This window comes from Weissella viridescens (assembly GCF_003862435.1).
In the GTDB taxonomy this organism is placed as follows: Bacteria; Bacillota; Bacilli; order Lactobacillales; family Lactobacillaceae; genus Weissella; species Weissella viridescens_A.
Genome location: NZ_RHGY01000003.1, coordinates 140,564 through 154,555 on the forward strand (window position 1 = coordinate 140,564; position 13,992 = coordinate 154,555).

General features: G+C 42.1%; 9 protein-coding genes and 1 rRNA gene. 9 read left to right on the plus strand and 1 reads right to left on the minus strand.

The features are described 5' to 3' along the window. Positions 1–257: 257 nt before the first annotated feature. Together D3P96_RS04360 and hpt are read left to right on the plus strand one after the other, a co-directional pair. On the plus strand, positions 258–1,553 hold the full coding sequence (locus D3P96_RS04360; protein ID WP_124943161.1) for an adenylosuccinate synthase: 1,296 nt from the start codon (positions 258–260) through the stop codon (positions 1,551–1,553). 3 nt (positions 1,554–1,556) lie between these two features. Beyond that, entirely contained in the window at positions 1,557–2,093 is a 537-nt protein-coding gene (hpt, locus tag D3P96_RS04365; RefSeq protein WP_124943162.1) for a hypoxanthine phosphoribosyltransferase, read from the plus strand. 34 nt (positions 2,094–2,127) lie between these two features. Here the strand turns inward: hpt and D3P96_RS04370 are convergent, their stop codons facing one another. Continuing rightward, positions 2,128–2,949 (minus strand): hypothetical protein, encoded by an 822-nt coding sequence (locus D3P96_RS04370; protein WP_124943163.1) that lies wholly within the window; start codon positions 2,947–2,949, stop codon positions 2,128–2,130. Positions 2,950–3,170: 221 nt separating this feature from the next. Between D3P96_RS04370 and D3P96_RS04375 the strand changes: the two genes are divergently transcribed. The 7 genes from D3P96_RS04375 to D3P96_RS04405 form a co-directional block, all read left to right on the plus strand. Continuing rightward, positions 3,171–3,995 carry a Cof-type HAD-IIB family hydrolase gene (locus D3P96_RS04375; protein ID WP_124943164.1) on the plus strand — a complete coding sequence of 275 codons (825 nt, stop codon included), beginning with the start codon at positions 3,171–3,173 and terminating at the stop codon, positions 3,993–3,995. 110 nt (positions 3,996–4,105) lie between these two features. Continuing rightward, positions 4,106–4,894, plus strand: a complete 789-nt coding sequence (locus tag D3P96_RS04380; RefSeq protein ID WP_124943165.1) for an isoprenyl transferase — start codon at positions 4,106–4,108, stop codon at positions 4,892–4,894. Between the two features lie 21 nt (positions 4,895–4,915). Beyond that, the gene (locus D3P96_RS04385; protein ID WP_124943166.1) at positions 4,916–5,707 is read left to right on the plus strand and encodes a phosphatidate cytidylyltransferase; all 792 of its coding nucleotides are present in this window, start codon (positions 4,916–4,918) and stop codon (positions 5,705–5,707) included. A 144-nt stretch (positions 5,708–5,851) separates the two neighbouring features. After that, positions 5,852–7,108 carry an RIP metalloprotease RseP gene (gene rseP, locus D3P96_RS04390; protein ID WP_124943167.1) on the plus strand — a complete coding sequence of 419 codons (1,257 nt, stop codon included), beginning with the start codon at positions 5,852–5,854 and terminating at the stop codon, positions 7,106–7,108. A 134-nt stretch (positions 7,109–7,242) separates the two neighbouring features. Continuing rightward, the gene (locus D3P96_RS04395) at positions 7,243–8,964 is read left to right on the plus strand and encodes a proline--tRNA ligase (RefSeq protein WP_124943168.1); all 1,722 of its coding nucleotides are present in this window, start codon (positions 7,243–7,245) and stop codon (positions 8,962–8,964) included. A 99-nt stretch (positions 8,965–9,063) separates the two neighbouring features. After that, complete coding sequence (locus D3P96_RS04400) at positions 9,064–13,386, plus strand: PolC-type DNA polymerase III (RefSeq protein ID WP_124943169.1); 4,323 nt, start codon at positions 9,064–9,066, stop codon at positions 13,384–13,386. A gap of 418 nt (positions 13,387–13,804) precedes the next feature. Further along, positions 13,805–13,992, plus strand: a 16S ribosomal RNA gene (locus D3P96_RS04405); the annotation flags it as partial.

A 13,992-nucleotide genomic window follows, 5' to 3' on the forward strand; every position in this document is an offset into this window, starting at 1 on the left:
TTTCATATTTTAAGACTATTTTAGGGGTAAGTCAACGTAAACACGAACTTTAGTTTTTTAAAACGATTAAATAACTGAATAAAACGAACGATTGTTTTTTTAAAAACTTGTCAAGCGCATCGTTTGTTGTTAAAATAGATTTGCACTGTGATTGAGAAAGAATGTTCGCATTTAGTGGATTTATTCGAATGATTGCAGTGCATACCGAATTTGTTAAAAATGTTATTTTAAACGATAGAAATGAGGAATTTCGACACATGGCAGGAATCGTAGTAGTTGGTAGTCAATGGGGTGATGAAGGTAAAGGAAAGATTACAAACTTCATTGCACAAGATGCTGATATGGTTGTGCGTTACCAAGGTGGTAACAACGCTGGGCACACCATTTATGTTAACGGTGAAAAATTTGAATTATCTTCAATTCCATCAGGAATTTTTGATCCAGAGCGTTTGGCCGTCATTGGAAATGGTTCTGTTGTGAACCCAAAGGCCTTGCTTGAAGAATTGCACTCAATTCAAGTTAAGAATGTTACTACTGATAATTTGCGTATCTCAGACCGTGCGCACGTTATTTTCCCTTACCATATGTTGATTGACCAATTGTCTGACGCCAAGAAGGGTGATGGCAAGATTGGTACAACGGGTCGCGGCATTGGTCCTGCTTATATGGATAAGGCGGCTCGTGTCGGAATTCGTATGACAGACTTGTTAGATGAAAATATTTTGCGTGAGCGTCTAACACCAGTGTTAGCTGATAAGAATGAATTGCTTGAAAAGATTTATGATCATGCACCACTTGATTTAGATGAACTTGTGACAGAGTTTGCCGGATATGGGGATGCCTTACGTCCGTACATTACTGACACTGCTGTACTTGTGAATGATTACTTGGATACAGACAAGCAAGTTTTGCTTGAAGGTGCGCAAGGGGCGATGTTGGATATTGACCATGGAACATATCCATATGTCACGTCTTCTTCACCTGTAGGTGGTGGTGCAACGATTGGTGCTGGAATCGGCCCAACGAAGATTGACCGTGTTGTTGGGGTGGCTAAGGCTTACACATCACGTGTTGGTGATGGTCCTTTCCCGACTGAATTGTTTGACGAAGTTGGTGAAACGATCCGCCGCGTTGGTCACGAATATGGTGTTGTAACAAAGCGTCCACGTCGTATTGGTTGGCTAGATACAGTTGTATTACGTCACGCTGCACGCATTGGTGGGTTTACTCACCTGTCATTGAACTCACTGGATGTCCTTTCTGGTTTACCAACGCTTAAGATTGCGGTTGCTTATGAGCTAGATGGACAAGTGATTGAACACTATCCAGCTAGCTTGGCAGAAGTGCGCCGTGCTGAACCAGTATACGAAGAATTGCCTGGTTGGGATGAAGATATTACCGGGGTTCGTCGTCGTGAAGACTTGCCTGAAAATGCACAACGTTACTTGAAGCGTGTCGAAGAATTAATTGGTGTACCACTTTATACCTTCGCAGTGGGGCCTTCAAACGAACAAACGAATGTCTTATTTAATATTTGGAACGAAGAGGCTTAATTGATGGAATACAAATTGCAACGAACGGTCCTAACGCCCGAAGATATTCAAGCAATGGTGCAACGTGTGGCCAATGAAATTAATACTGAAACAGCTGGTGAAGAATTAGTGGTTGTTGGTGTTATGAAGGGGGCCTACATTTGGATGGCTGACCTTTTGCGGGCTATGGATCGCCCAGATGTAATTATGGATTATATTGATGTTTCTAGTTATGTGGGGGACCACTCGACTGGTCATATCACGATTCAACGTGATTTAAAAACTGATTTGGCAGGCAAAAATGTCCTAATTATGGATGAAGTAGTCGATTCAGGGCTAACTTTACGTTACTTGAAGGCTGACTTTGAACAACGTGGTGCTAAACGCGTTTACATTGCAGTGGCAACTGATAAGCGTCCTGAAGGTTTCAACGGTGACGTCGATGTCGACTTTGTGGGTGCTAAGGTGCCAAACGAATTTTTAGTGGGTTATGGGATGGATTACAATGAAAATTTCCGTAACATGGATTCAGTTAAAATTTTAGAATTATTAGATGACTAAATAAAAAAGGTATTCTCAGATGAGAATACCTTTTTTAACGTTGTTGTAGAAAAATAATTAAAACAGTTACCATTTCAAAGAATGATAGAAAGCCCATCCGATACTTGAATTTAAGATCATAATTGATGAAAACCATCCAAGTGACCACGATGACACCGATGGCTAGGAAAGTCCAAAAATTCCAAGGTAACGTTAAGACATTAATTAATAAAATAATGCCGAAAACGAGACTAGTAATGCGTTTATTTTGCCCATCTGGAATAAAAATACTACTCATATAGTAGAGGTAGCAGAGGAATAGGGGCAAAAGGCTCATTAGGAAAGGCGTTGTCAAAAATGTGTTTTGTTGATAGAAGATAACAACAGGCAGTGATAGCGTTGCAACACCTGAGTATAAAATCAAACCGAGTATATTTTGTAGATTCAACCAACTGATATTAATCAGGAATAGGCTCAATGGCAACAAAATCAATAAGATGATTTGCTGGAGTGTCATCTGTTGATATAGAAAATAGATAAAGGCCAGTGGGACCAAGATGAATAAATAATTAATCCGCGAAGTCAGCCCGTATGAAAAAGTGAGATAGGTCGCTAAGGCTAGTAAAATACTATAAAACACCAAGAGGGGGGTTTCTTGCCAAGGACCACCAACAAGATGTTTAGAATAAATGAGGGGATAAATCCACCAAATTGCAAGCTGAGATAAAACGGAAACAACCATTAAAATCCAAAACATTTTGTCGGTATAAATAGGACGGGGGCGACGGTGCGGCCGTTTTGGGGTATGTTCGGGTTCATCATCAACGTTATTAAGTTGTTCGAGCCGATTGAGCCGATTGGTATAATCTTGATCCATAGGGCTACCTTTCATGAATTTGTATGTATTTGTGTAAAAACTCCTGCATTAATTCTAACATAAACTCTTGAAATGGCTGAAAATAAGTCAGTATAGCGGTGGGATATCTTTGGGAAGTCGGGTAAAAAGGTAGCATTCTATAGGTGAGACGGTTAAAATAGATATGGTTTAGAGCGATTTTTTTAAAATATTGAAGATATGAATAAAGGCAGGTATAGGATATGGCCATTAAATTAATTGCCACAGACATGGATGGCACCTTATTGAATGACGAAAAGCAATTCAATACGGAACGCATGCAACAACTTTTAAAGCAAATGGAAGAACAAGACATTCGCTTTGTGGCAGCCAGTGGTAATCAACGCGCAAAATTAGAATCTTATTTTGAGCCAGTTGGTGCAGACCAAGTGACCTATATTTCTGATAATGGGGCCGTTGTCACCAGTCAAGGAACGATTATTGCTGAACAAGCACTAAGCCATGAACAGGTCCGGGCTGTTTTGGAGTGGAATGCCCAGCATTTTTCTGTCCAGGATAATTTAATCCTGATTTCGGGAGTAAAGGGGGCGTACGTATCAAATCATGCCACACCGGAACTCATGAAGATGTTGCATTTCTTCTTCCATAACTTATACCAAGTTGAGAAGTTTAGCGATATCGATGATGATATCCTACGTGTTTCATTAATCTGGGATCAAGATGCCGACGTAAAACCTAACATTGATGCCCTTAAGGCTGAATTTGAAGGGGAAATGCATGTGACTGGATCGGGCTTTGGCATGGTCGATGTTTTGGCACCAAATGTGAATAAGCGGACGGGGCTTGAAGCCTTGGCAGATAAATGGAATATCATACCAGATGAAATGGTGGCAATTGGGGACAACGCCAATGACTTAGAAATGCTTAATTATGTTGGGCATCCCTTTGTGATGCCTAATGCAGATCCATTTATGCATGAAGCAATTTCAGAAACAGCCTTGGCAGATAACAATCATGATGGGGTCTTAGAGACAATTGAAGCCATCTTAAAGAGTGAACAGGCTTAATTTTAAGAAATTATTTATAAATTTTAGACAAAATACCTGATAAGATTGTTGTTAGTGCGAATTATGCATTTAAAACAGATAAGACTACATTTGATGGCGGAGGAATTGCCATGATTTTTAATCGTTCAAAATCGGTCCCAGATGACGTCCCAGCGACTTTAGATCTGGATCGGATTCCCAAACACGTAGCCATGATTATGGATGGGAATGGTCGTTGGGCCAAAAAAAGAGGAATGCCTAGAATTGCTGGGCATCAACGCGGGATGGAAGTTGTTAAGACTGTGGCTAAAGCAGCGGCTGAAGTTGGCGTTGAGGTACTAACCCTTTATGCTTTCTCCACTGAAAATTGGAAGCGTCCAGAAGACGAAGTCGGTTTCTTGATGAAGCTACCTGGCCGGTTTTTTGATACGTTTATTCCTGAATTAAAGGCGAATAATATCCGTGTGGAAATTATTGGGGATATCACTGGCGTACCAACTGACACACAACGCGTTGTGTTGGATGCAATGGCACAAACAGCTGAAAATACGGGGATGATTTTAAACTTCGCCTTGAACTATGGCTCACGCGCTGAAATTGTGACAGGCGTACAAGAAATTGCAATGGCTGTGGCTGAGGGTGACCTTGCTGTGACGGATATTACTGAAGAAACGGTCAGTGATCACCTTATGACCCGACAACTTGGTGCGTTAGCTGATCCAGATTTATTGATTCGAACAGGTGGGGAAGAACGATTGTCTAATTTCTTGCTTTGGCAATCGGCCTATGCTGAATTTGTCTTTACAGATGTGTTGTGGCCAGATTTGACGGCAAACATTTTCTTTGACAATCTGATTACGTACCAACAACGAGACCGTCGCTTCGGTGGGCTGGTTGAAAACAAGAGTAACCAAAAGTAGAAAGATAAGGAATTTAATATTATGCGAACGAGAGTTATTACCGCGGTAGTTGCATTGGCTATTTTCTTGCCAATTGTATTTGCCGGCGGCATTTGGATTCAAATTTTGGCAGCAGCCTTGGCTGTGATTGCAACGAGTGAAATTGTGTTGATGCGTCGCACGCTACTCATTGATTTTGGGGCAATCTTAGCCATGGTTGGGGCAGCAGTGATGACGTTGCCACCCGAATTTATGTCAGCGATTGATGCGCCTGTGATTATGCACCGTTCAACGATGCTTTACATTTTTGTGCTATTGATGCTGGTTCATACCGTTTTGACAAAGAACAAGTTTAACTTTGAAGACGCTGGTGTCTTCACTTTGGCGATGATGTACATCGGGCTTGGCTTCAATATGTTTGTCCAAGCACGATTTGCCGGACTTGGGTCACTATTCTTTGTCCTATTAATTGTTTGGACAACTGATTCAGGGGCGTACATGATTGGTCGTAAGATTGGTAAGCACAAACTTGCACCTGCCATTAGTCCAAATAAGACTTGGGAAGGTTCAATTGGTGGAACGGTTAGTGCCGTCTTAGTTGCTGCAGTTTATGCCTACTTTGTGCCCCTACACTACGGTTGGGGCCTTATGGTTTTGATTGCCGTTATCATTTCAATCGCCGGACAATTTGGTGATTTGATTGAGTCTGCATTGAAGCGTTTCTACAAGGTCAAGGATTCAGGAACAATTTTGCCTGGTCACGGTGGTATCTTAGACCGCTTTGATTCAATGTTGATTGCATTCCCTGTATTCTACTTGTTGGGTTGCATGTAATTTATAATGAAAAAAGACATGGTGCGTCTGCGCCGTGTCTTTTTTATTTTGAAAGCATAATTTTTTATAAAGAACGCTATGTTCGGCCCGGGAATATATTAAACTTGTGGGTAACAATGATAATTAGAGAAAATGGAGAACACAATGCAGACATTAATAACGTTTATTCTTGTATTTGGTGTTATTGTCATGGTGCATGAATTTGGTCACTTCTATTTTGCCAAGAGGGCAGGCGTGCGTGTGCGCGAATTTGCTATCGGTATGGGACCGAAATTATTTCAAAAACAATATAATGGGACGACCTATACCCTACGTATTTTACCCGTCGGTGGGTATGTGCGTATGGCCAGCCGTGCTGAAGCTGAGGAGACGCCGCTGCAAGCCGGTATGACTGTGACGGTCGGGCTTGACGGACAAGTTGTTGATCAGATTAATTTGTCTGACCAAGTTGAGATTATTGGTGGACGTCCATTTGTGGTGAATGATTTTGATTTAGTTGATGACTTGTACCTTGAAGGGTATTTTGAAGGCGCGTCAGACTTGACGCGTCTAGCTGTTGATCACGATGCGACGATGATTGAGCCAGATGGGACTGCCGTCTTAATCGCACCACGGGATACGCAATTTGAATCGGCCAAGTTATGGCAACGCGCCTTGATCAATTTTGCTGGTCCGTTGAATAATTTCTTGTTGACGATTGTCTTATTTATTGGCGTCGCCTTCGCGTTACCTGGTGTGACGACCACAACGCTCGATCATGTACAAAACCATTCGGCAGCGATGCAGGCAGGGCTGAAATCTGGTGATCAGATTGAACAGATTAATGGTAAGCCGGTTAAGTCATGGCAAGCGATGCAGACGAAGGTCCAGATGTCGACGTCTAAGAACTTAACGGTGACTTATCAACGCGCTGGAAAGCGCCATGAAACAACCGTGACACCGCAAACTAAGACGGTTCAGGGGCAGAAGGTCCGACAAATTGGGATCACACCAGCCATGACTAAAGCGCCCGGGGCGCGTTTATCTTATGCTTGGCAAATAACAGTTCAATCAGTGACCCAAATTTGGCACGCCATTATTGGCCTCTTCCAGAATTTCTCACTGAATAAACTAGGTGGACCAGTTGCTATTTATAAGAATACGCAAACGGCTAGCGCCTTTGGCATTATTAGCGTGATTAGTTTTACAGCGATGCTGTCGATTAATTTGGGGATGATGAATTTGTTGCCGATTCCAGCTTTAGATGGTGGTAAACTCTTTTTGAACTTGATTGAGGCGATTTTCCATCGCCCCATTTCTGAAAAATTTGAGCTTGGTTTGACCATGGCAGGAGCGGCGTTACTAGTGGTATTGATGATTGCCGTAACCGGAAATGATCTCATGCGCTACTTTATTAAATAGCACCGCAAAAAGAAGTGATACTCCATTGTGAGTGTCACTTCTTTTAAGTAATTGGCGCAATTTTTAAGTTATATGGTAAGATATCTAAAAGAGTCGCTACAAGTTATTGCGAAAAAATAAGGGTTGGGGAAAATATGAAACAGTCAAAAGTCTTTATTCCAACATTGCGTGAAGTCCCTGCAGATGCAGAAGTGATTTCACATCAAATGATGTTACGTGCCGGATATATCCGTCCGGTTTCAGCAGGTGTCTATGCTTACTTGCCACTTGCACAACGTGTGTTAAACAAAATTGAAGCGATTATCCGGGAAGAAATGGATCCAGCAGATGCTTCAGAAATGTTAGACCCAGTCTTATTGCCAGCTGAACTTTGGCAAGAATCAGGTCGATACGATACGTACGGACCAAACTTGTTTAAGTTGAAGAATCGCCACAACCGGGATATGATTCTCGGCCCTACACACGAAGAAACCATGACGCAGTTGATTCGTGATGATATCAAGTCATACAAGCGTTTGCCATTGTCTTTGTACCAAATTCAAACGAAGTTCCGTGATGAAAACCGCCCACGTTTTGGTTTGCTGCGTGGGCGTGAATTTATGATGATGGATGCTTATTCATTTGCCGTTGATGAAGCGGGACTTGATGAAGCTTATGATCAAATGGAAGCGGCCTTTATCCGCATCTTGGACCGTGTTGGTCTTGATTACCGTGTCATTGTTGGGGATGCCGGAGCCATGGGTGGATCAGATTCAAAGGAATTCTCTGCTCCTGCTGCTGCTGGTGAAGATGTGATTGCTTATTCAGATGCGTCTGATTATGCCGCTAATTTGGAAATGGCTAAGGATCTTTACGTACCAAATAAGTCACATGCAGCCCTTTTGGATTGCGAAAAGATTGCCACGCCTGAAGTTGAAACGATTGAAGAGTTGGCCGAATACTTGCAAACAACGCCTGACCAATTGGTTAAGAGTATCTTGATGTTTGCGGATGACCAACCGGTCTTAGCTTTGGTCCGTGGGGACTTTGAAGTTAACCTAGTCAAGGTCCAACATGCGACTGGTGCTGAAGAAGTGCGTTTAGCAACTGAAGACGAAGCAGTAACAGTTCTTGGTGCTGGCTTTGGTTCATTGGGACCTGTTGGGGTCGGTGAAGAAGTTAAGATTATTGCTGACGAATGGGTAACAGATATGGTTAACCTAACGGTTGGTGCAAACGAAGCTGGTTTCCACTTCTTGAACGCTAACATTGACCGCGATTTCCGTATTGATGAAGTTGCCGACATTCGTGTCGCCCGTGAAGGTGATCCTGCTATCGATGGTAAGGGTAAGCTAAAGTTTACATCTGGAATCGAAGTTGGGCACATCTTTAAGTTGGGTACGCGTTATTCAAAGGCTTTGGGTGCCCAAGTTCTGGATGCCAATGGTCGTCAAACTGACGTAATCATGGGAAGTTATGGAATCGGTGTATCACGTTTGCTTTCAGCGATTGCTGAACAAAATGCTGACGAAAATGGACTTGCTTGGCCAAGTGAAGTAGCGCCATGGGATATCCATCTGGTACCGATTAAGTATAAAACCGAAGAACAACGTCAATTGACGGATGAAATTAATGCTGATCTTGAGGCAGCTGGATATTCTGTCCTTTTGGATGATCGTAATGAACGTCCGGGCGTTAAGTTTGCTGATTCTGACCTCATCGGTTTGCCAGTTCGCGTGACAGTTGGTAAAAAGGCTGATGAAGGTATTGTTGAAGTGAAATTGCGCAAGGCCGAAGAAAGCATCGAAGTCCGCGTAGAAGAATTGGCTAATACATTAGGCATTTTGCTTGGTGGCGAAGCTGAAAATACGAACTAACGATTAAATAAGAAAACCTAAGGAATCCCTTGGGTTTTTTTATTTTTTGATTCCCTTGTTATAATAGAGTGAAATGATAAAAGAGAATGGAGGCAACGGATGGCTTTATCAGCACAGGAACAATTTCAAACTTTACTCAAACAGCTTGATTTTGAAACGATTCCAGAAAGCTTTAACGACGCAGCCTTAGAAAAATTGGTTGTCCATAAGAAGTCCCGTGTTTGGCAATTTAACTTTGCCTTTACGACTTTACCCCCGGTGGCGGATTTTGCTAATTTAGTGAATCGCATGCAAAGTACATTTGCATCAATTGCGCAATGTCGTTATCAAAACACTTTGCAGGCACAACCAGATTTAAACGAGTTAGCCAGCTATTGGTCGTGGGTGTTACAACAAACAAACCAGCGTTCCGGTGCTTTTCAAGGTGCCTTTTCACAAGTGATGCCACATGTCCAAGGTGATCATTTGGTGTTGGTTTTTGCAAACCAAGCGTGGGCCAAGTATGCCCAACAAACTGGGATGGCCATCATTAACGAACAATATCGCCAATTAGGGGTAACCCATGATTTACCAGTGGATATTCAAGTTGATGAACAAAAAGCGGCGGAATCAGCTGCCCAAATGGCCATGCAACGGGCGCAACAAGAGCAAACCATTGCTGAACAGGCAAAAGTTCAAATTGAACAAGCACAACAGCAACGCAAACAAGCTTCAAATAGTAAGCCAGCTAAAGCAAATTCAGATCGAGCAATTGGGCGAAAGATGGCAAGCGATTTAGCTGCAACCCCAATGATTGAGATTGAAGAAGAAGAACGTTCAGCAGTTGTTGAAGGTTACATTTTTGCTTCAGAAGCTCGTGAACTAAAGTCAGGGCGTCAATTGATTCAACTCAAGGTCACTGACTATACTAGTTCATTTATCGTGAAGAAGTTTTCACGTGATGAAAATGAAGATGCCTTTTTTGAAAAGCTAAAGGTTGGAACCTGGATTAAAGCGCGTGGACCCATTCAACAGGATGACTATGCCCGTGATTTAACGATGACGGCATACGATATCGAAATCGTGAGTCACCCCAGCCGCCAGGATACCTATGAAGGTGAGAAAAAACGTGTCGAATTACACACGCACTCATTGATGTCGACAATGGATGCCACTAACAGTATCGGGGAATATGTGAAGCAAGCCGCTGACTGGGGAATGGATGCCATTGCCGTAACGGATACAGCTGGGGCGCAAGGCTTTCCTGAAGCCGCAACTTCTGCTGCCAAAAATGGCATTAAGATGTTGTATGGGGTTGAAGTGAACCTGGTTGAGGATGGTGAGCCGATTGTCTTAAATCCACAGCATAAAGTTTTGGATGGAGCTGAGTACGTTGTATTTGATATTGAAACCACTGGTCTTTCAGCGGCATACGACCGTATCATTGAATTATCAGCGGTTAAAATGCAAAAAGGGAACGTCATTGCTGAATTCTCTGAATTTATTGATCCAGGATTTTCACTGAGTGAAACGACTGTTAATCTAACGTCAATTACAGACGCAGATGTGCAGGGGTCAAAACCCGAAAAACAAGTTTTGGAAGAATTTAGAGACTTTTATGGGGATGATATTTTAGTTGGACATAATGTGACTTTCGATGTGGGTTTTGTGAACGAGGCGTTTGTTCGATATGGCATGCCAACCATCGCAAATTCAGTCATCGATACCCTAACTTTTGCGAGATTCCTATACCCAAATATGCGGTCATATCGGTTGAACACATTGGCTAAGCACTTTAACGTTAATTTGGAACATCATCATCGTGCGATTTATGATGCGGAGACTACGGGTCATTTGAACCAAATTTTCTTAGCGCAAGCCAAAAAGGACTATGATATTGAGTATGCCGATCAGCTCAATGATCATATGACAGAACATGATGCTTGGAGTCATGGACGTCCGAACAAAGCTGTCTTATTAGTCCAACACCAACAAGGGGTCAAGAATTTGTATAAGCTGATTTCTGAAGCGAATACAAATTACTTTTATCGTGTGCCACGAGTTCCACGTTCTCTATTGAACAAATATCGAGATGGTTTGCTTGTTGGAACTGGAGATACCTCTGGTGAATTCTGGGAAGCTTTAATGCAAAAGGGAATTGCTGAAGCAACAGAAAAAGCAAAATACTATGACTATATTGAAATTCACCCTTCTGCTAACTATGTACCAGCAATTGAAGCTGAGTTAATCCAAGATGAGGCGCGTTTGCGTGAATTAATGCAGCAAGCTGTAGCGATTGGAGAACAACTGGATAAGCCAGTCGTCGTAACGGGTGATGTGCATTATTTGAATCCGGAAGATGCTATTTATCGTAAAGTCCTCATTAGCTCACAAGGTGGGGCAAATCCGCTTAACCGTTATAGTTTGCCAGATTTGCATTTTAGAACCACCCAAGAAGTTATGGATGACTTTGCGTGGATGGGTCAAGAACAGGCAGAAAAGCTTGTAATTGATAATCCGCATAAAATTGTTGATATGGTGGATGATGTTGAGGCGATTAAGTCTGGTAACTATCCACCTAACATGCCGACAGCTGAAGAGGAAATTAAGCAACGCACCTATGATACGGCGCATGAAATGTATGGTAATCCCTTACCATTAGTGATTGAAGCTCGTATTGAGCAAGAATTAAAATCAATTATTTCCAATGGATTCTCTGTTATTTATTTGGTGGCGCAGCGCTTAGTGGCTAAATCAAACAAAGACGGTTATTTGGTTGGTTCACGTGGATCCGTCGGTTCTTCATTAGTTGCTCTTTTGATTGGTGTTACAGAAGTGAATGCACTACCGCCACATTATCGTAGTGCCTCGGGTGATTATGTTGAATTTGCAGATCCACGAAAGTATGAATCTGGGTATGATTTGCCTGAAAAGTTCAGCCCAATTGACGGGACGCGCTTAATTGGGGATGGGCATAATATCCCGTTCGCCACTTTCTTGGGATTTAAAGGGAATAAAGTTCCAGATATTGATTTGAATTTCTCGGGAGATTACCAGCCGTACGCCCATAACTACATGAAGTCGTTATTTGGTGAAAATAACGTATTCCGCGCAGGTACGATTGCGACGGTTGCTGATAAGACAGCCTACGGTTATGCCAAGGCATATGAACGTGAAAATGAACTCCATTTACGTGGGGCAGAAATTGATCGCTTGGCTAATGGTGCAACTGGTGTTAAGCGAACGACGGGTCAGCACCCTGCGGGAATCCTAATTGTGCCTGATGACATGGAAATTTATGATTTCACACCAATTCAATTCCCTGCAGATGATTTATCTGCTACATGGAAGACAACTCACTTTGATTTCCATTCGATTCACGACAACATTTTGAAGATGGATATCTTGGGTCATGATGATCCAACGATGATTCGTGCCCTACAAGATATGTCAGGGATTGATCCACATACCATCCCAATGGATGATCCAGGTGTGATGAGTCTCTTCTCATCTCCAGAAGTACTTGGTGTGACAGAAGAACAAATTATGTCTAAAACGGGTACTTTAGGTGTTCCTGAATTCGGAACAGCGTTTGTTCGAGGCATGCTGGAAGAAACACATCCTAAAAACTACTCTGAATTACTCCAAATCTCAGGACTTTCACACGGAACTGATGTGTGGCGAGGCAATGCCGATGAATTGATTAAGGATGGGGTCGCTAATATTGGAACGGTTATCGGAACGCGTGACAAGATTATGACCGACTTAATTAATTATGGGGTACAACCTGAATCGGCTTTCCAAATCATGGAAAAGGTGCGTAAAGGTAAGGGTGTCTCTGAAGAGTACCAAGCTGAAATGCGCGAAGCGGGTGTGCCAGAATGGTATATTGAGTCTTGTTTCAAGATTAAGTACATGTTCCCACGGGCTCACGCTGCTGCGTATGTCCTTATGGCATTGCGGATTGCTTACTATAAGGTGTACTTCCCAATGTTGTATTACGCTGCTTACTTCTCAGTTCGGGCAACTAACTTTGATATTGTGGCGATGTCACGTGGCCTAAACTCTACAAAGTCTAAAATTCAAGAAATTAAACAACAAGGAAATGATGCATCAGCTAAAGATAAGGATCTCTTAACGGTATTGGAAATCGCTAATGAAGCCTTAGAGCGAGGTTACGATTTCAGTATGGTTGATTTATATAAATCTGATTCAGAGCAATGGATTATTGAGGGAAATACTTTAATTGCCCCATTTAATGCCGTCCCAGGGTTAGGTGATAACGTTGCAAAACGGATTGTCGCCGCTCGAGCAGAAGGGGAGTTCTTATCAAAAGAAGATCTAGCCCAACGTGGAGGTGTTTCAAAAACACTTATGGATTACTTTAACGATAATGGTGTTCTTACGGGGATGCCAGATGAAAATCAACTTGCATTGTTTTAGAAAAAGTCGGCCTTGGCCGGCTTTTTTTATTGTTCAGGAAAATCTTTTAAAAATAAGTAGTTGACGAGACGAACATTCGGTTTAGGCTTATAGTAATAAATGTTGTTAAGGCAATTGGAAATGTTCAAAAAGCACTTCCAAAAACAACGAAAAAAGTTGTTGACATTTGCCGAATCAATCTGTATTATTAATCAAGTTGAGTCGTTGGTAAAACAGCTTCTTGGTAGATACAAGTAGATCATTGAAAACTGAATATCGTTTCGATATAAACAAATGTGTAGGGTCACCAAATTTATTTGGTGCAAAYATTTGCGAAGTCAATTCGCTAGTAAATTCGTTTAACAATCTGTTAAACAACAAAAAGAAAAATTGAGTAATATCAAGCTTTTGAAACCTTTCTTCATTTATGGAGTAAGTACAAAATGAGAGTTTGATCCTGGCTCAGGATGAACGCTGGCGGCGTGCCTAATACATGCAAGTCGAACGCTTTGTGGTCCAACTGATTTGAAGAGCTTGCTCAGATATGACGATGGACATTGCAAAGAGTGGCGAACGGGTGAGTAACACGTGGGAAACCTACCTCTTAGCAGGGGATAACACTTGGAA

Coding starts and splice junctions, on each gene's coding strand:
- D3P96_RS04380 (WP_124943165.1), top strand. CDS start 4,106: ATGATTTTTAATCGTTCAAAATCGGTCCCAGATGACGTCCCAGCGACT.
- D3P96_RS04360 (WP_124943161.1), top strand. CDS start 258: ATGGCAGGAATCGTAGTAGTTGGTAGTCAATGGGGTGATGAAGGTAAA.
- D3P96_RS04370 (WP_124943163.1), bottom strand. CDS start 2,949: ATGGATCAAGATTATACCAATCGGCTCAATCGGCTCGAACAACTTAAT.
- rseP (WP_124943167.1), top strand. CDS start 5,852: ATGCAGACATTAATAACGTTTATTCTTGTATTTGGTGTTATTGTCATG.
- D3P96_RS04400 (WP_124943169.1), top strand. CDS start 9,064: ATGGCTTTATCAGCACAGGAACAATTTCAAACTTTACTCAAACAGCTT.
- hpt (WP_124943162.1), top strand. CDS start 1,557: ATGGAATACAAATTGCAACGAACGGTCCTAACGCCCGAAGATATTCAA.
- D3P96_RS04385 (WP_124943166.1), top strand. CDS start 4,916: ATGCGAACGAGAGTTATTACCGCGGTAGTTGCATTGGCTATTTTCTTG.
- D3P96_RS04395 (WP_124943168.1), top strand. CDS start 7,243: ATGAAACAGTCAAAAGTCTTTATTCCAACATTGCGTGAAGTCCCTGCA.
- D3P96_RS04375 (WP_124943164.1), top strand. CDS start 3,171: ATGGCCATTAAATTAATTGCCACAGACATGGATGGCACCTTATTGAAT.